19 protein-coding genes are annotated in these 19211 nt (G+C 35.0%); 2 read left to right on the top strand and 17 right to left on the bottom strand.

All coding sequences use genetic code 11. The annotated features are described in order from the left end of the window. Nucleotides 1-14: 14 nt before the first annotated feature. The 11 genes from GKO22_RS09920 to GKO22_RS09970 form a co-directional block, all read right to left on the bottom strand. Nucleotides 15-302 carry a hypothetical protein gene (locus tag GKO22_RS09920; RefSeq protein ID WP_166334604.1) on the bottom strand — a complete coding sequence of 96 codons (288 nt, stop codon included), beginning with the start codon at nucleotides 300-302 and terminating at the stop codon, nucleotides 15-17. 26 nt (nucleotides 303-328) lie between these two features. Beyond that, nucleotides 329-4903: a hypothetical protein gene (locus GKO22_RS09925; protein WP_166334606.1), complete on the bottom strand. Its 4575-nt coding sequence runs from the start codon at nucleotides 4901-4903 to the stop codon at nucleotides 329-331. 106 nt (nucleotides 4904-5009) lie between these two features. After that, a complete protein-coding gene (locus GKO22_RS09930; RefSeq protein WP_166334608.1) occupies nucleotides 5010-6227 on the bottom strand; it encodes a hypothetical protein in 1218 nt (405 codons plus the stop codon). Beyond that, entirely contained in the window at nucleotides 6227-6823 is a 597-nt protein-coding gene (locus tag GKO22_RS09935) for a hypothetical protein (RefSeq protein ID WP_166334610.1), read from the bottom strand. Before GKO22_RS09935 ends, GKO22_RS09930 begins: the two co-directional genes overlap by 1 nt. Before the next feature lie 239 nt (nucleotides 6824-7062). Continuing rightward, nucleotides 7063-7566, bottom strand: a complete 504-nt coding sequence (locus GKO22_RS09940) for a hypothetical protein (RefSeq protein WP_166334612.1) — start codon at nucleotides 7564-7566, stop codon at nucleotides 7063-7065. A 10-nt stretch (nucleotides 7567-7576) separates the two neighbouring features. Next, nucleotides 7577-8758 (bottom strand): terminase large subunit domain-containing protein, encoded by a 1182-nt coding sequence (locus tag GKO22_RS09945; protein WP_166334614.1) that lies wholly within the window; start codon nucleotides 8756-8758, stop codon nucleotides 7577-7579. After that, nucleotides 8759-9208 carry a hypothetical protein gene (locus tag GKO22_RS09950; RefSeq protein WP_166334616.1) on the bottom strand — a complete coding sequence of 150 codons (450 nt, stop codon included), beginning with the start codon at nucleotides 9206-9208 and terminating at the stop codon, nucleotides 8759-8761. Continuing rightward, the gene (locus GKO22_RS09955; RefSeq protein ID WP_166334618.1) at nucleotides 9180-9551 is read right to left on the bottom strand and encodes a hypothetical protein; all 372 of its coding nucleotides are present in this window, start codon (nucleotides 9549-9551) and stop codon (nucleotides 9180-9182) included. Before GKO22_RS09955 ends, GKO22_RS09950 begins: the two co-directional genes overlap by 29 nt. A gap of 82 nt (nucleotides 9552-9633) precedes the next feature. Then, the gene (locus GKO22_RS09960; protein ID WP_166334620.1) at nucleotides 9634-10434 is read right to left on the bottom strand and encodes a hypothetical protein; all 801 of its coding nucleotides are present in this window, start codon (nucleotides 10432-10434) and stop codon (nucleotides 9634-9636) included. 278 nt (nucleotides 10435-10712) lie between these two features. After that, a complete protein-coding gene (locus GKO22_RS09965; protein WP_166334622.1) occupies nucleotides 10713-11198 on the bottom strand; it encodes a hypothetical protein in 486 nt (161 codons plus the stop codon). A gap of 313 nt (nucleotides 11199-11511) precedes the next feature. After that, on the bottom strand, nucleotides 11512-12363 hold the full coding sequence (locus GKO22_RS09970; protein WP_166334624.1) for a hypothetical protein: 852 nt from the start codon (nucleotides 12361-12363) through the stop codon (nucleotides 11512-11514). A 1243-nt stretch (nucleotides 12364-13606) separates the two neighbouring features. On the opposite strand from GKO22_RS09970, the gene GKO22_RS09975 reads away from it, so the two are divergent. Together GKO22_RS09975 and GKO22_RS09980 are read left to right on the top strand one after the other, a co-directional pair. After that, nucleotides 13607-14077 carry a hypothetical protein gene (locus GKO22_RS09975; RefSeq protein WP_166334626.1) on the top strand — a complete coding sequence of 157 codons (471 nt, stop codon included), beginning with the start codon at nucleotides 13607-13609 and terminating at the stop codon, nucleotides 14075-14077. A 3-nt stretch (nucleotides 14078-14080) separates the two neighbouring features. Beyond that, nucleotides 14081-14653, top strand: coding sequence for a hypothetical protein (locus tag GKO22_RS09980; protein WP_166334628.1), 573 nt, complete (start codon nucleotides 14081-14083; stop codon nucleotides 14651-14653). Between the two features lie 103 nt (nucleotides 14654-14756). Here the strand turns inward: GKO22_RS09980 and GKO22_RS09985 are convergent, their stop codons facing one another. From GKO22_RS09985 to GKO22_RS10010, 6 genes are all read right to left on the bottom strand, one after another. Continuing rightward, nucleotides 14757-15122 carry a hypothetical protein gene (locus tag GKO22_RS09985; protein WP_166334630.1) on the bottom strand — a complete coding sequence of 122 codons (366 nt, stop codon included), beginning with the start codon at nucleotides 15120-15122 and terminating at the stop codon, nucleotides 14757-14759. A 45-nt stretch (nucleotides 15123-15167) separates the two neighbouring features. Continuing rightward, nucleotides 15168-15602, bottom strand: a complete 435-nt coding sequence (locus tag GKO22_RS09990; protein WP_166334632.1) for a phage holin family protein — start codon at nucleotides 15600-15602, stop codon at nucleotides 15168-15170. A 3-nt stretch (nucleotides 15603-15605) separates the two neighbouring features. Further along, nucleotides 15606-16046, bottom strand: coding sequence for a YcbK family protein (locus tag GKO22_RS09995; RefSeq protein ID WP_166334634.1), 441 nt, complete (start codon nucleotides 16044-16046; stop codon nucleotides 15606-15608). Nucleotides 16047-16304: 258 nt separating this feature from the next. Next, complete coding sequence (locus GKO22_RS10000) at nucleotides 16305-16814, bottom strand: hypothetical protein (RefSeq protein WP_166334636.1); 510 nt, start codon at nucleotides 16812-16814, stop codon at nucleotides 16305-16307. After that, entirely contained in the window at nucleotides 16814-17314 is a 501-nt protein-coding gene (locus tag GKO22_RS10005) for a DUF6712 family protein (protein ID WP_166334638.1), read from the bottom strand. Before GKO22_RS10005 ends, GKO22_RS10000 begins: the two co-directional genes overlap by 1 nt. A 53-nt stretch (nucleotides 17315-17367) precedes the next feature. Further along, the gene (locus GKO22_RS10010) at nucleotides 17368-19209 is read right to left on the bottom strand and encodes a phage portal family protein (RefSeq protein ID WP_166334640.1); all 1842 of its coding nucleotides are present in this window, start codon (nucleotides 19207-19209) and stop codon (nucleotides 17368-17370) included. Between the last annotated feature and the right edge of the window lie 2 nt (nucleotides 19210-19211).

Genomic DNA, 19211 nt, shown 5'->3' on the forward strand with positions numbered 1-19211 from the left:
AAGAAAATGAAAAATTAGTGTTGTGTTGGTCGTTCGGTTAATTCTGCAACAATAACATCTAGCTCATTGATAACATCATTTGCGGTTGCAAAGTCAAAAACTCCGTTGGCAAATGACATTGATAAGTTTGGGTTTACATAGTTCTTGTTAATATTGAATGCGTAGTTGCCATTCTTGTAAGCCATTACTGTGATATTATCTAATGTATTAGTTGCAACTACAATACTGAATGTTATTTGATATCCGTTATGCTCTGCATTATCCGTGCGAGTTGTATTGATAGATTGTGTTTCTCTGGTCATAATTATGTCTTTAATAGATAGTGTGACTAGCTAATACTGGTCATAATTATTATGTTATTTATCGTAACGGTTTCCGTGATTTTTCCACCCCAAATACGCATTACAATGACACTATACTCATTCTGTCCAGCATTAATCTCTTTCATCATAAATTGGTTACCTATACAATACCACCCATTAGGTATCCAAGCACTTGTTGCACCAGTTCCAACGTGGTATCCTTCATATTGCTTATTTTGTGATGATGTCGCATTATTACCAGCATTATATAAGTATCGTATTGTACCTACAGGTGTTTTAGGCTGACCACCACTACTATTACTTGATCCCTGCAAAACGTTTCTCGCGTCACCTTGGTTCAAATTTGAAGTACTTTGTAATAAAAACAAATTGACTGGAGTTGAAGTCTCTGGCGTACTGTCTACATATATGATACCTTGCTGTCCTGCTTCCCAAAGTTTTGCACCCTGTGAGTTATAAAAAATCATTGATGGTGACCCATTAATTAGTCCCATTTCAATTCCAACAGTTCCATTAGGATGTCGAACTTTAAGCATCCCGTCGTTACCTTCATTAAGCGTTGTTCTATCCTGATCTGTACTGGTGCGAAGATGACGAACCGTTAAATTAGCAACGTCTATTGAATCTGCTGTCACCATTCCGTTAAGCTTTATAGCCTTGCCGAAAACATTTACCGTGTTGGGGGTAATACTTATACCTGCCTGTACTTCCTCTCTACTTGGTAAATCTTCTGGTGCTGGTGAATAAGCTGTAGCTGTTGTACCAGCTTCAACTTTTAATTTACGTCCAATAGCAGCATAAGAAGGTGATACACCTCCACCCCTATAGAATACGATGCGCACAAAGTTGGTCTGGCTATGTAATTCAATTGTCGTAGAACTTTGGTTAGTTCCTCCTGGAACATTCGTACGTCGAATATAACTTGCACCAGAAGCATCTGCTGTTCTGTATTCAACTAAATCAAGTGTATAAATCGCGGTAGTATCAAGATATCTTGTAATAGTTAGATTTCTAAAACCTGTAACGTCAATCCAATTAGGATTTCGTATGTAATCAGAACCATTATCACTACCCCCAAAAATATTACCCTGATACCACGGCAACGAAAACAACAACAGATTTCTACCCTTCGCCTGACTTTCAATCAAATTTTGTGTTTGAGATTTAACAGTCAAATTAATTTCCGCTGGTGTAATCTTCGCTTCTGCACTTGATAACCTAGTACCTAATGCATCTGTAACACTTCTATCCGACTTTAATGATATAGCATTGTTTACGACACTTATCTGACTGTCGGTATATGTCCTTGCATTTGATTGCGCTGTATTAGCTTTATTTGTAGCATCGTTAGATGCTGTAGATATTGCACCATTAACTGAAGTATTCAATTCAACCTTCGTTGCACGTAAATTGATCGCATTATTTGTTAAACTAATTGATGTCTGCAAACTAGTTATTTGACTATCTACATCTTCTGGTGCAGGTGAATAATCAGTAGCTTTATTGCCTGCTTCCAATTTAACTTTTAAACCTAATTTTGCATAGTCAGGTGTAACACCATCACCACGATAAAATACCAAACGTACACACTGTGTCTGGGGATGCAAATCAATAATTCTACTTACATAAGTGGATAAACCTGAAAGATTTTGTCTTCTAATAAAACTCTCAGATGATACATTATCTATAATTCTATATTCAACAATATCCGCTGTATAAATCGTTTCATTTCCATAAATGGTGTATGTTAGTTGCTTCGTATTTCTTACATCTATAAAATTAGGGTTTCGGATGTATTGACCACCAGTATCTGTACCAACGCCAATATTACCCTGATACCAAGGAATACCAAATATTAACAAATTCTTACCACCTATGCTTATATTACTAATCTTATTATCTACCTGACCACTTACAGTCAAATTAATTTGGTCTGGTGTAATCTTTGCTTCCGCACCAGATAACCTTGTACCCAAACTATCTGTAACACTTTTATCTGCTTTTAGTGTAATAGCTTGATTAGTGAGATTAATTGAAGTACTAAGCGCTGTTATTTCAGCATCAATATCTTCAGGTGCTGGCGACCATGCGGTCGCATGATTACCTTCTTCCATCTGGATATTGCGTATATAAAATTCATTCCTAGCACCAGCGTTGTTATAGAAAATAATTGGATCGTTATTGTTAGTTGCAACTACCGTCACGGCTAACTTATTCCATACCGATGAGGAAGTTGGTATATTAACATACTTTGATGCTGTACCAACCGCTCCTGAATTAAATCCCACCCTAAATGATGTACCCATTTGGAAAGTAGCCATAGTCTCAAAACTGAATGTATAAGTCCTACCAGCTATCACACCGCTGTTCATCTGATAGATCCCCTGGCCATTACTAGCAAGAACTAAATGGGCACGATTTTCATTATTTTGATAGTATATAGTTCCACCATTAATAGACCAGTTATTACCACCCTTTATGAAGCTTGAATTTTTAACCATATTTCTACCACCTATGCTTATATTACTAATCTTATTATCTACCTGACCACTTACAGCAAGATTAATTTGATCAGGTGTAATCTTTGCTTCGGCTGATTGCAGTCTTGAATTCAATCCATCGGTAACCGATCTGTCTGACTTTAAAACTATCTTATCATCAACTATTTTTATCTGACTGTCCGTGTAGGTTCTTGCGTTTGATTGCGCTGTATTAGCTTTATTCGTAGCATCTGTACTAGCGTTAGTAACTGCTGTAGATAATTCTGTTTTTGTAGCTCTAAGATTGATTTGTCCAGCCTGTGTTGTAATGCTACCTTCTGCGGTAGTGACTCTACCAGCTATACCATTTACATTGTTATTTAAAGTAGTAAATTCGGTCTTGGTTGCTCTCTGCTCAATCTGATTAGCTTGTTGCGTGATTGTTGTTTCTGCTGTACCAACTCTTTGATTAAGGCTATTAAAATTTGATTCTGAAACTTTACTATTAATTTCAGTTTCAAGTACTTCAAATCTTGTGGTTGTTTCTGTTCTAACAACTTGTAAAGCATCATCAACATCCTCAGGAGCTGGTGTCCAGTCAGTAGCTTTATTACCCTTCTCTATCTTAATATCTTTGAAATAATAGAATGCCCAAGCAAAGTTTTTAAACGTTACATAGTTATTTGTAGTACTGTAATTATCAACTTTTACAGTAACAGTAAAGTAAGTCCATTGATTAGAAGATGGTACATTAACACCATTAGTACCCAAAGTATTAGCATCTATCTGAAAAGATAAATTAGCATTCTGACTTTGTCTAACATAACCTGAAATTGTCCAATCACCATTTTCTGTTACTACATTATTTAATTTAAAATTAGACGTTGATTGCGCACCGTTTACCCCAATTATATGAAAACCATTAGGTGCATCTGCGTGTGGTCTTTGAAAAGTTAGATTTGCATTACCTCTTTCAACTGGTGTTGTTTTACTGTATCTATTCCTTCCACCTACATTGATTGCCTTGATAGCATCGTTTGCAAACTGATTAGCGGTGTTTACGGCTTCATTTGCTTTAGTGGTTGCATCAGTAGCAGATGTACTAATCACTTCATTTTTTGCGGTGTTTATGGCTGTATTCGCCTCATTCTTTGTGAATACATTACTACCAGCTTGAACAATGAATTTCCCTTTAAAGTATCCATTTTGTGCGTATATACCATATCCACTAAGCGCACCCAAATCACTATCAACAATACCATCTAACTTACCTAAACGTACCTTCGTTTTACCTGCAAGGGATGCAGATGTAACACCATCTATTACGTCTAAGAATGGCGCACCGCTATCACTAGATGTTAGGTATAATGCACCTTGACGGTTTTTATCTGATGTATTTCCAACGCGAACAATTTGATCCTTTTCTTCTGGGATACTACCACCTTCAATCACTCGCAAAGTGAATGAATCATTGGTAGTTTTGGTTACAATTGCAGTGTAGTATTTAACGTTTTGACCGTTGAATTTCTGGCATCTTACGATATCGTTTGTTCTAAAAGGCGTAGCAATAGCACCACCATCACTATCTATCTTGCATATATATTCGTTGTTACTCGCTATTACCTCATAGGCTTCACTGGCATCTGATACCCATACCGAACCGTTTGTTGCTCGAATTTCGTTTATCGTCAACTGGTAAACATTCATCTCTTTTCTGACTGTGAGGTTATCAAAAGTAGCTGAATAGTCGCCATTGCTGTCTTTACTAATACGGTAACCTTCACCACTAAAACCAGATACAAATCTTTCACTTGAAATATCAGATGTACGTACTGCACCAGCTTTTAAGGTTTCATTAATTATCCCGTTATCCGCTTGTATTTCTTCCGCTTCAACACGCTGGAATAAAACATCACTGTCTGTAGATAAATCTTGGTTGATTTTATCCAGTAATTGCTTGTTGTTATGATCGTGTAAATATTCGCTGTTGCTGTTTACCACATCTTTAATGTGATTTGCATCTTCTGCACTCAAACGTCCCTGCGCGGTTGCACCGTTATTACGTATTTTATCGGTATATGTTATTTTTTTCTTCGCCATAAATTGGTATTGGTATATAGTAGTTAGTGTTGCAATCGGGGTAATTGCTACAAACATGAAAACCCCATTACGGGGTTTCTCATGTTCTTTATTCAGTATTGGTTTGTTAAAATATTATGTCCAAGTCGTAGTCAAAACCAGCCTTTACAACCACCTCTGGAATCTGCATCATTTCCAAACTCAAATTCGCATTACTTGAAAAATCTAAGATCATCCTGTTGTGCTGTTTGGTGTACTTTCTTTTTAAAACGTCAACGCTGGAAGTATCCAAAACGATTGGATATAATTCACCACTACCAGCTAATTCACAATAGACATCCCGACTATTGATAATACTACTCATATATGTAAATTCCTGATCGGTTAGTGATTGACTGGTGATGTTATACGTGTTGGTTATACGATTAGATATTACTTTTTGAATTGGACTATAAACACCGTTGGTACGCTCTAAATACCCATTAGTGTTATAGGTGGTTTTCTCAATCTGCTTACGCTCTTTTGGTGCTTGAAACGTGTTACTTGACATACCGCCAAACTCATTGATCCAATTCACATTACAGATTGATATCCCACATTGGTAGTTTACTATATTATATTGACGGATTTCAGATATCGCTGTACCTGCTGAATTATGTAGTGATACTTTTAAGTTTTTTAGATTCCTGACTTGGAAATTTAGTTGACTTGATAACGTCCGTGGACTAAGATTTAAACGGTGAAGCTTGTGATTTGATGGATTGGTGAATGCAGTATTTATTGTTCTTGACGTACCATCCTTGTAGCTTAAAACAGTTCGGATATTTGCTATACCAGATGTATTATCTGCCAAAAAATATAAGTGTTCATTCGCTACATAATGTAGATATGATGCAGTTGGCTTATCGGATAAAAAACTATGCTGGTAACCCGATTGTATGAAGTAACTATTCATTTTGTTGTTGAACAGATCAAAATTATTCAACCGTCCATTGAACGCGTGGAATGTACCAGATGTTACTTTATTGTCTGTTGTTGTACCAGTTGCACTAATTCCTGTAACTTCAACTATATACGTTACTGTACCGTTCAGATTTGATAAAAATTGCGATCTGTTATCTATTGGAGTAGATGTGATATTATCAATAATCTTACTGATATCAGTATAGCTAGTACGTGCATTTGGTGCTATAAATAATTTTAGTTTACTAAGTATCTCGTTACTTCCAGATCGCTTGATTATTAGATCAAAATATAGCGTATTGGCATTATCGGTTGTGAACTCAAATACCATCGGGTTCTGTGATGGTGCGTATGTATAGGGTTGTTTGGTTATTTGAATCATTAAATATCTAAATTTGATAGTATATCGGTCACGGTTATTTGCCCGACAATTTGTGCGGCATCTGCTACAAGCTTTGGAATTTCTTTACTGAAGATCGGCACTGGTTTAGCACCGTTTTTATATCTGTTTAAGGCCATCGCATACGCGGCTTGCTTTATCTGTTTGTCATCATCGCCAACATCTATTTTGGTATCTGATCCTTGCCCCGTGTAATACTTGGTGTTTCTAACTTTGATGTTTTTGCTTTTTATCCATTCTTCAAAAATGGCTGGATCTGGCATCTTGGTTGTGTACTTATAAGGACTAAGCGGTGCGCGTGTGTTATTTACTGCACCCTGCACACCTTGATCAATAAAGTTGATGTATTTTTGTCCCGTGATCTGTAGTTGGATTGGACTGACTACGACAATGTTTAAATCTTGTATTCTACCACTATCAACAGTATCGGCTTGATTGATGTTCTCAATTACACGTTTTACAAAGTCACCTGCAACAGATTCTAAGCCTGCACTAGGATCACGGAAATTTGATTTATCCGATCCAAGATTATCTAAAAAATCAAGTGATTGCTGTCTCGCTTGTGATTGTGATGCCATATAATAATAGTGTTGTTATTGAACATGGAAAAACCCCTTTCGGGGTTTGTCATGTTCTTACTTGCTATTACTTTGGATTGTATTTAACTCACCTTCCATTATCATCATTTTGGCAATACCAAAAACTTCAACCGCCAACCGATCAAAGATTATAAAGAGTGAACAATTGCAATGATCTGCGACATCTTTACACATCTTAATCCATCCGAATTGCGCATTAAACTCCTTCTTCTGCTCCGCTATTTCTTCTGCCAAAACCGAAATTTGTCCTTCAGTCTTTGCTTCGTCACTCGCCAAAGTAATGACCTCGCTGAATGCTGTATATATTTCGTTGATACTTTCTGAAGCAAAAAAAAACCGTTCAATACATCTATCGTTGACATCTTCAATATTACATCTACCTTAATTCCTGACATCATTGATAGCAATGCTGGATAATGATTATAATCTTTTTTCATTGTTTCGAATTCAATAAAATTGTCCATTGTCAATGTATCAAGTGTTTTGAGCGGCCAAAAAACTGTAGATGTAGATGTATCTGGTGTCTCTAACAAAAAATCTGCATTCGCAACAAGGGGTTCAAATTTGAACTTTGGAATATTGCCAATTTCTTTAACATCTTTATCAGCTAGAATAGCAATCAGGTTGATCGCGTCGGTAAGTTCACAATCCGTTTTTTCGAGGTGAATTATCTCTAAAAATTTTGAAAATGGCAATGATTGCCACGTGTTAATTATTTGCATATTTTAAATTTTATAAAAACGACATCGTCCAATTTGATGATCGTCTGGTTCTGCGGTTATAGATGTGCCAACATAAGGCAAGCGAAATTACACGGTCATCGTGTCCTGTAACTGACTCATATTTAGTATGTCCGTTACTTTGTATAAAATATTCAAAATTTAACATCTGATCCGCAACCTCTTGGTTATACTTTACCTTCCCTTGCTCCACCGCTGTAATCAATTCTCGGATCAATTGCGGCTTTGTTTGTGCAGTAAATTTGAAAGAATGTAGATTGGGTATTGTTAACTTTAAATCATCGTACAAAACTTGTCCAACACCACTAGTATCTAAGTTTTTAGGTGCTGATCTTGGCAACTCGGTTATCCTAGCCTTGGTTACATTCCAATCCCCTTGCCACTCGCTGTAATAGGACATTAAGCCTTCATCGTCTAACCCAATTGCTACGGAAAAATCGACCGTACTAGCAACGTCAATACCAAAACAGGTACTTCTTTTTTTGGATAATTTGTCTATTACATTCTTCTGGATGTGTAAGCCAAAACAGTTTGCACCACTCGCTTGTGGTATTGCTAAATACTCCTGTGCAAAGATTAATTCTGGTAACTCTGCTTTTGCTTCGTCAATAACTTCTTTGCTGATATACGGATTTTCATACGTGGAATATCTAAAACTTTCCCACCCTAATTCATAACTCTCACCACGCATATAATAGCGATAAAAATCTCCTTGGCCTCTTGGTGTACTAATAAATACGGCATCACCGTTATAGTCGGCTAGTGTTGGCTGGATTGCTTCATCAAATACGCTTTTTAGATTTTTGATGTATGCACATTCGTCTAGGATAACTAAATGGAATTTATGACCACGAAAATTATCGGGCGCTTCTCCAGTGAAGAATCTAATTGATCCACCTGTGACCAGTTTGATGTAAAGGTCTGTGGTGTTTGATTCGGCTATGATTTCACGTGGAATGGTTTCTAATAACTCTTTAAAGAAAACTTTACCTAGTGCAAAGGTTGGGGTTACATAGGCTACAAGCTGCTTTTTGGCGATCGCTCGTTCAATCGCTAAAGATTTGCAAATCAAACTCTTTCCCCAACGCCTACCGCACATTAGTACGCGTCTTTTTGCTTTACTCTGAAGGAATTTCTTTTGTCCTTTGTGTGGTGTTGGTAATGATATTTTCAATTAAAATGGTTCGGTATCATCGATGTCTTCAACATCATCATCAGCATCGTTAATGCTGTCAGTATCTGCATCCTCAATCGGAGTGATATCTATAGTTTTTTGGTCGGCTTGTGGCTTTTCGTAAGAGATTTTTATCTCGGTTATCTGCTTTGGTTTCTCGTTTTCCTTCGCCAATACTTCAACATCTTTTGATGAAGTTGGGGTAGAATATTTCATCAATTCGGTAAGCATTTTGGCCTGATCACGTGTACCTAACGAATCATATAGGTCATCAATTTTCTGCATCTTTTTGATAACAAACAGATTGATAAGCTTCTTCACTTCTTCTCTTGCTAATTCGCGGTTTTTGGCTAATACAGTTACAGATTTTAATTTATTTGGTGATCCTGCTGGTCTACCTCTACCACGTTTACCACCGTTATTATTGTTTCGGTTTTGATCGTCTGCCATTTGGTTTTGGTTTAATTGGTTTTGTTGCTTCCACCTGTACAGGCTCTTGTGGCTCTACTGATTTTTCAACCTCGGTTTCTTCAACTTTCGCGGATTCTTCCATTTCAATTTCTTTTAATGCTTTCTTGCGGTAGTTGTCGCAAATAATTAATGCTTCTTTTACACACGATCCGCACCCTGAATTAAATTTCAAATACTTCCGTCCTGTAATCTCGTTATATAGGTCTTCCAAGATTTGCACCTCGGTAGCTGGATTGAGAAACTTCACATAGTTCTTTTCAACTAGTGATGTTATATAGGGTTGTATCGTTTGGATTTTCTCCAACATTTGTTCTCTCGTCATAATTTTTTATTAATATTTATATTGGTCTTTATAGATAGTGTATTGGTCTTAAATGCAGAAAACCCCTGTTGGGGTTTTCATGCTAAAACATTAAGTCGATATCATTATCATCGGCTATCTGCCTAATCTTTTCTATCAACGTTGAATGCTTAATTAGTGCGTTTTTTTGCTTTGCACCGTTGTATTGCATAATGTTGATTAATAGATCTTTTTCATCGTCATCCAAGAATGACATTAATAGATAGATTGGGTGATCTTGGTGATCATCTGGATCAATATCTTCTGAAAGATGACAATCGTAAATCTCACCATCGGAGTTTGAAAAGATGTTAGAATTATGCTTAATACCGCATAACATATTATGGCGTGGATTACCATCTGGGTGACTCATTAGTTGGTAGCGCAATATCCCCAATAGATAACCCATCATCCTGTTGTCACCACTTTTCTTTGGTGACACATACATTTGGTAAATGAGTTCCGAATCTTTGGATAAAGCAATCATTGCGACTTGCTGAATTAGGTCATCGATTAAAACGGGATCAGTGATATTGTGCTTTGATCGCTTGCACTTATTTTCTACTTTTTTTCGAAATTCCTCGGACGTGATAACGTCGCTTATTATTTTATTTTTGGCTTTCTCGTAGTCAATTAGCTGTAATCTGCTTTGTACATTTTCAGTCTTTTCACTAGGCTTAAATATATTTTCACCACTAATAGTGACTGGTGTACCGTCCTCTTTTGGCACATAGTTAACAGTCGGATTTTTAGGTTTTTCAAGTTGACTTGTACGATTATCTACATCTACTTGACTTATGTATTTACGTTCTTTTGGTGGGGTTGGTGTACCCTTACAGAATATGTTTTTTGTTTCTTTTTTCAATTGGTTTATAGGTTAAAAAATCATTGGTAACATCTTTACCAATCTTTCAATGATGATCGCAAATAGCGCCCCCATTGGCGCAATCATTAACATTGCTAAGGAGCTATAAGTAGCTATTGTGTAAGCTATTCCCAACCACCAAGACAAACACAAAGCACAATTTAGTGGCTTTCGGTTAAGTCGTAATCTATCTAATAATGATAGATAAGGTGCATTGTAATTCGTGAAAAACACAGCTGTACACGCTATGTAAAGGCTGATAAGTAGTATGTCTATCATTATAATGGGTACTTAAATTGTTGGGTTTTTTCACCAGAATCGGTATACCGCCATTGAGCTTGATCTAACGGTAAATTGATAATGTCTTTGAACTTGGTTTCATTGTAATTTGCGGTACTATCAGGACATCTAACAGGTTGAAATTTTGTTATATCTATGTTCTCCAAGTTCCAAAAAGCGGTCTTGTTGTTCGTGTAGTGCGCAACGTAAACCAAAGTATTAAATTGGGTTTCCTGACGCATCCGAAATAGTTTGTCAACCTCCAAAAAACAGGTATCGAATTGGTATGACTCAAAAGTCCGTGTCTTTATTTCTACACATATTTCTTTATCGCGCACCGATACATAAGCATCATAGGTGCTAAATTCTGGCTCTGTGAAATTCCATTTAATATGGGGTAATGCCGTGGCTAGTTTATTACGCCCTTCTATTTCATAAGCGTAAAATGATTTACAGTAATTGTTTCTATTATCAAAAATTTGCATTATTATTCTCTTTCTTTATTATAAATATCTCTCCAAGTAGTAAATGAAGCTTGGTGAGCAATATTTATTTTCTTATTCTATAATAATGCAGTTCTAAGACACTATAAAGGCTATTTTTGGTCAATAAAAAAAGACCACACATGGTGGTCTTTGATATATGAGTACTAATTTTCAAACAGCGGCCTTATTCGAGGTGACCGCCATACCTCTATCCACGATCTTATTTAGAGTACTGCTAAGACTGCTATTAGCAAGCAGAACAATAGCGTACAAATCCAATATCTTGTATCTTTTTTTCTTTCCATTTTTTATTTTAATTATCGAAATCTCTTAACGCTTCTTCCAAGCTCATTGTATTATCTCCCCAAGCGACTGTTGGATTAAATCCATCATCTGGTATTAGATAATCATTGTTAATATCTACTGGCTTACCCTCTACCGTTACCTGCACTTCTTCTTGTTTGGAAAGTGACGTTATTACATCTTCTACTATTGGTGTAGGTACATCATTTGCCACACCAGCATTTGCCAAATTTGCCATAATGGTATTGATGATGTTATCATCTTCTGTGTTTTCGTTGTTCACATGGCCGTTGGCCATGTTATCACCTTCTGCATTTTTATTAATTTCATTCATATTTTGTTCTATTATTTTCAGCAAATCACCAGTTATTGGTGACTCATCTACCTTCGTATATTTAATTTTATTTTGTTCGTATTTGGCGATATCCTTCTCACTTGCTGGTAACGCGATAACATCTAAAAGTTCCATCAATTCAATACCATAATTACCGATCAATGATCTGGCATCAGATGATAGCAATGTATATCCTACTTTTGCTGTCTGATAAGTACCGATATACATATCATACCCTTTTCTGTAGAATTGACCGTTTGAATCCTTTACATAAGATGCACGATCAGTAGACACTATGATTCCCATACCCAACATATCCAATCTTATATCTTTACCCTTGCTATCCTTAATTCCTAAGTATTTATTAAGGGTTGAAGCATTAACGATTGTATCACTATTGTAGTAGTATTGCGCGAACAATAGATATTTCGCTTGCTCAAACCTATTGAGATTTGATGACAAGATTTTGTTTAACACCTGTTGAGGTAGATGTAATTTTACTTTGATTTTTTTTTCACTTTTTTTCATTTTTATTGTTGTTCTTACTATCTCACCTTTTCAATTCATTGCTTTTAGTAATGGTGGGGTAGCTACTCCCCACCGTAAAAACAACAAAAACGAATATGGTGACCGTGAGACAATCACCCTATTTTTATTATAAATATATGCTCGATTGGAAAGTGATAGTTTTATCATCACTTTTTTTCGAAAATAAATTTATAACTGGCTACCCATGCGGTAGCCTATAAAACGAATATATATCAAAACCCATTTTTACCAAGTCCAACAGTAAATTATTTTATAATAAAAAGTTTCCTGTACGGTAGATGGGTGAAAGTTTCCTATACAGTCATCTTCTAACTAAAAGTTTCCTATACGGTTATATGTACCAAAAAGTTTCCTATCTCCGTCAGATTGCTTTAAACGTGCTTTTTGATGTTGGTAGTGGATGATTAATTTCTTATTAAAGTTTCCTATATGGGTTGAATTGGTGATAAAGGCACTTTAAAAAAGTTTCCTATTATTATAGAAGAATATCAATAACATATTTTTATAAAAGAAAGAAATATAGATAATATGATATAATATAAATCTCACTACGTTCAATTTATATTATATATACCACCTATTGCTTTGTTGAATAAATAAAAATTTACTATCAAGAATCATAATTGAGATATATTTAAATATTGATAATATAAATATATAATTATTAGTAAAATTAATGATAAAAGAAAAAATCAGTAATATTGATGATAATATTGGTAATAGAATAAGTATGGTTAATATTACTTATAAGTAAGTTTAGATAAATCTATCTCAATAGGTATTATTTTATTCTTCAATATTGAATATTACCAATAGTGATAAATATACCGTGAGGTATTGATAATAGATTGGTAATGTTATTTTACTACGATATGGTATCAGTTTTGGTATTATTATTTATCTACTTCAATGGGTAAGAAAATTTGCAATAATTATCAATAGGAAAAAATATAGTTTATCTTATCTCAATAGGTATTACCGAGATGTTGAGGTTAGGACAAATTAGATATCTCAATCATTCACAATGTCTCACGACAAAAGGTTACTGAGATAGAAGGTATGAATAACCAAAAGATTGAGAGAGTTCCGCGCCAGACCACCCACAAAGGGTATTACAGTCACCAAATAATAAAAAAATTGTCTCCGAAAATAGCTTCAACTATTTTTGCTGATTTAGAAATTGTATATATTTGAATTTTTAACCGTATTGTGAAAAACTTTTATGATCCCAAACCTCCCTACAGATAATCTATACAAGTTCTCTTTTGTGGGGTGTTTATTCCTTATCGGTCTTACCGCATACTTAACTGGTAGATACCAAAGTGACTTATTAGCAAGCTACGATAAATATAAACTTGAAAGCATAGCATTAGATTATCAATACGAAGAACTTCTTGAAGAGTATCAAATGATTGATGAGAAGGTAGCGATTGATAGTACACTTTTAAATGGAAAAGAGGTTTTAGACTTTCGAAAAAAGCGTAATCTATTCAAAAGAACTCAAGCCAACCTAAATGCAAGAATTGATATAGCACAAGAGAAATTAGACTACTTTGCTTGTAAGATTTTACCCTCTGCTAGCTTATTTGCGTTTATTTTGTTTCTTTTAGCTATTTATAGTTGTTACCTATGGTATATTCGTCTACAATATTACCAAGATGAGATTTTAAAATCAGAATTAACCAAACCATAAAATATGCTTATAAAATGCCCAAGGTGCAATAATTCTTTCAGGGGTAGATCAATCCATATTGCAAATTCAAAAAATGTAACTTTTCAGAACAACTATTTTGAGGAGATATGTCCACGGTGCGGAAATAGATTCAATGGTGCACCCAAGGATGGTGTCTATGATTTTGTAGGTGACGTACCCGTCCTCATTAAAGATTTATCAAGTTTAGTAATACCGAAGATTGAAAAGATGCAAATTGCAACTTTGCAGTTCAACAAAATTACTACAGAAGAAGATTTAGTAAATAAGACTAAGGACATAGATAGAAGTTTATTTGAAGTAATTTCTAACTGGATCGGCAAGGGGGTTGCATTTATCTCTATAATTGCTGCATTAAACTCTTATAGCACGGAAATAACCAAGAGCTTCGACTCATATACTTCCCAGATAGTAAATACTGTGAATAATGCTAAAATGATTCCAGATAGTGCAAAGAGGTCATATATAAAGTCGTTTGAACCATTAAAGAAAAATCATAATCTTGATGTAATTGATCCAGCAAATTTTGGTAAAAAAGGTAAAGACATCAATAAATAAGTAGCAAAACAGGAATGAGAAACATTTATTATCAACAATTTGTAAATCTTCCTTACTATAAACAAAATGGGGTTAAGAAAATTTTCTTAACCCTATTTTGTTTCTATTTGAATGTGTCAGTCGTTATGTCTAAACACCAAGCAAAAATAAAAGCAAATAATTTACTATCCCTTGGATAAGATGTATTATTTAACGTAATAACTCTTAAAGAATGATCCAACTGTCCAAGAATCTGTGCTTCATCACCCTCCAAAATTGTTTTCTTTAAATTTTCAATATCTTCAAAATATGCGATAAGAGCAGTTTTCGATACGTCACCTTTATGAGGCATCAGGATAAAATTTAAAGCATCATATACTTTAGATTTATTGGATTCAGCTTTATTGAATTTTAACTCTATACACCTTATATCGGAGGTATTATTTTTTTCATCAACAAACTGTTTCTCTCTAACAATTATATTAAACATAATAATATGACTTTGGTTAAATCAAATATACACAATACTATGAATTTATTTATCTTCTTTGCTATTTATCCATCTACCCAAATACCCTTTCACCTTATCAAGAATTTGCACACCCGTATACCGTTCAACAGATGCAACAATTCCCAACGTCTCCGCGATGATTGGTATCGCCACAACCAGCTTAAAGAAATCAAAAATGTCTTCAATTAGATACACTTGAACCGCGTGAACCACGATTACCAATAGACTGTACATAATAATCTTTAATACAAATGGTAAGGTTACGGTGGTATGCTTTGATACTTTTCTTTGGTTGATATACCAAACAGTAATATCTATACAATAGTCTACAATCGTTAAGAATAACAACAGCAAATACAGCTTCATCAACGGTGCGAAAAAAGCACTAAGAAACATTAAAATCTTCATCACCAAAGGCGAAGCAAAGAAGTCAATGAAAAATTGTTTAATAGCTAACATCTCTTAACCCCTCCAAAATCTTGTTCTACCCGTGTCGATGTGAACAAAGGTTTGGTATTGCCCTATTCCACCAGTCTTTTTGTTCTTGACCACTGTAGTAGTCCAGCCTTTAATGTCTCCATTAACAGGGAATGTATCAAGTGCATTTCCCAATACGTGTTGACTAGATGTTGCACCGTTAACGCTCTTATTATAAGCTGGTGATCTGTATGATGAAGATATCCGTACAGGTGATCCAAATAAGGTACGTAGTTTCTGTAATTCTAGTACGATATTCAGGTTGATAATTGTGGTGGTATCCTTTGTGTTTTTAGTTAAAAATTCGTGGAGTTTGAAGTTAGTGGTGATCTGGAAGTTGGATGTATTTTTATCAAATGTGATGTGATCACCATTGATAGTAATGTTATGTTTGGTACATAATTCTTTGATTTGGGATAAGGTCATTAAATAGGTTGATAATTGGGTATTAGTGGCGCACATGCTGTGCGCATTTAGGGAATGATTATAGAAGAAATCTATACATCCAATTGTTAGTTATATTGGTTTGGGTAAGTTTTTGTAGATTAATAAATAATCGCTTATTATCTTCAAAATTGACCGCAATAGATGCGATATAAGGCACTATCTCGAAACTTTGATACCAGTATTCCAGAATGGATTACAGTGTCTTAAATCCCTTTATATTGAGTATTTTCAAACTAGTTAGTTTAAAACGATATTATTGTCTTTATCGTCGGTTAAATCGTCACCTAAGTCACTTGTTAGGATGATTCCAGATGATATTTTTGGCAAAATACAGTTGTTTTTGGTTCTAAACACTGATAACCTTATAGCGAATGTAACCCCTGCGGTACGATCTGTATTTTGGTCGTCAAATGGGTTGATCATAACATTCTCATCCATCTCAAAAAACTCATTGTTTATAGAGTGAAAATCAATAAAATCCTGCGCTAATAGGTTACAATCGTTATGAATTTCATCTACATTACGGTGATCTAAACTGTTATTCTGGATATCTGCAATTGTTATCACGAAATTATACACGTTATACACGCTAGATGTACTATTATTAACGTATTCAACGTGCGCAAATGGATAATTTACATCTCTTTTGTCGTTATAATCAGATTTTGAAGATACTTCTACAGTATTGATGAAAGGTGAAGATGCAAACCATTGTTTCAGGTATAATTTTACTTGATTTAGTGTCATTAAAAACCTCTCCTTCCAAGCTTGTTTGCACGTGCGGTAACAATCTTTTGAGCATTGACACGATTTGGTAAGTACCAACCAGTGCTATATGGAGCAATACTAGTATTACCTACACCACAACTGGTTTTGACAAATACCATTAGTCTTAAACGGTAGGAATCAAATTTGGCGCGGTAATAACGCTTTACATTTTCAATTTCTCCCCCAATTATAGCCGTAGAATTAGCATCTGTGATGTTTTTAACACCTTTATTGGTAAATTTATAGTTTAAACTGGTCGGGATATTCAAAAGAACTCCATAAACTAAAAAATCTTTGATGTATCTATTCAACAAGACCGCTATTTCTGAATCAATGATATAGTTGGGATCAGCAATCTTGTTTTTAATCTCTTCTTCAACCTCATTGTATAATTTTTCGCCCAATATTTGGTATAATTCTAAGTCCTGAAGTTCTTTGAGCGTGATTTTGATCAGCTTACTTTCTAAATTTTCCTCCAAGATCGAATTGTCTTTGATTGATCGTTCGCTTATGAATAGTATTGTCTTACTCATTATTTAGTTCCTCCTTTCTTTACAACTGAATGTGCCACCCATGAGTGGCGACAGTTACGCCCTCCAATATTGACAAAGCAGTCATAACCCATTGTTTCACTGATAGTTTGTATGTCTTCGCGTGACCAGTAACGATCCAAATTTTGGATTCTTTTGCAGAAATTCCTTGTTTTATCATCTATTGGCGCACCTTCATATGTGTACATTACTTGAATCTTTTCGTAATTCGGCCTATTGTCAATAGTCTCAACATCCAAATCCCTTTTCGCCTTATCAACATCGATTTGATCAATGATCTTGGTAGCAGGGATAACTTTGGAAACAACAAGTTTTGCTATTTCTTCCCTGATCGCTTGCAAGCTGTATGAATTATCAAGTGCCGATCTAATATCTGTTAGGCTCTTACCGACAAAAGGACTTTTTTGCACTAAGTAATTGGTCAAACGTGAATCTTCAGCATACTTCAAAGTCTTGCTAAACGCGTGTTTACGCAAATGCACAAAATCCTCTTTCGAATATCCAAGGTGTGAGATTGAATTAAATTTTAGTTCATCCTCGTCTTCATCATCTTTTGAAAATTTGGATGTTGTAGGTGCAGGTGTTGCAATCGGAGATTGCATGACTGCAAATGTTGCAGGTGCTGCTACTTCACTTTCTAACTGATCTCCATTTTTTAAAGGGGGTAAATTTTTCTCAGCTCTCATCTCATTTATGGTCATTATGCCGTTTTTATCAAAGATTTTTACAGCTTCAACAATGTCAATTTCGCGGTAAGTACCTCTAATCAACTTATTGAATGACTCAACAATCTCATCACGTCTATTAGATAAATAGGTTCTGAAGATTTCATACGAGTTTTCAAGCTCAACACCACCGCCTAGTTGCCCTGGTGTTTTAATCCCCAATAATAGTGGATTGGTGACATTATGTGCGGTAATAATATCTTGAATAGTACTATCCTTCAAAGTTACCAATGCTGTATTCCAGTCGTTTGAGTTTAATGACGTAATTTCTGCGCCACGGGAATCATCATTTGCATAGTTGATAATTAGCTTTTTACCAGATGTTCCTGTGAAATTCTCTGTAATTTGCTTTTCTAAATGCTCCTTGATTGATTCTTCTGGCTCTCCATTATGGAATGTGAGAATATTTTGCCCACTAAACCCGTTTTCAAGATTATTCTTATGGAATAGCTGAATACTTATTTCATTTTCTATGCTGATTTTTGAAGAATGATATTCGGGTTCTCGGTAAGTTTGATGTATTGACGGGTTACTGCCAATATGGAAGTATATTTTACTAGTGAAATCATCTTTAACATCTCGCTTCCACGCATCAAATTCTATTACTTGATTACTATTGTAACACCAATCATCGCAATACCAGAATTTGGAATATGATTTATTAGTCCTGATTGCTTCCGCTGGAATGTGATTTAATTGTGTTAATTCACCAACGCTATTATATATACATTCAATACTGTAGTAACCAAAGATTAGGTAATCTTTAGTAACAAGTTTCAATAATTCTTTTACGGTTTTATCTTCGTTAACGAAAAATTCCGCTTTCTCTTTACCGCCTTTATACACCACATCCGCGCCCATAATCATATCGGCTTTGTTCTTAATGATTGCTTGGTGCGTAGTACTATTGGAATACAGATAAAGTAACCAGTTAGGATAAAGGTTATCCACTCCGTGCATCACCATAACGTCACTCCCTCTCCGATTACCTTTATTCCGTTCTGTTGGAATTGGTGTGATATTACTATTGAATTTTAAATTGGATATTTGGTTTTTACCCATAATCATTTGGGTAGTAGTCTTTCTTTTATTCGTCATAA

Origin of the sequence: Sphingobacterium chungjuense (assembly GCF_011316935.1) — a bacterium.
GTDB lineage: Bacteria > Bacteroidota > Bacteroidia > Sphingobacteriales > Sphingobacteriaceae > Sphingobacterium > Sphingobacterium chungjuense.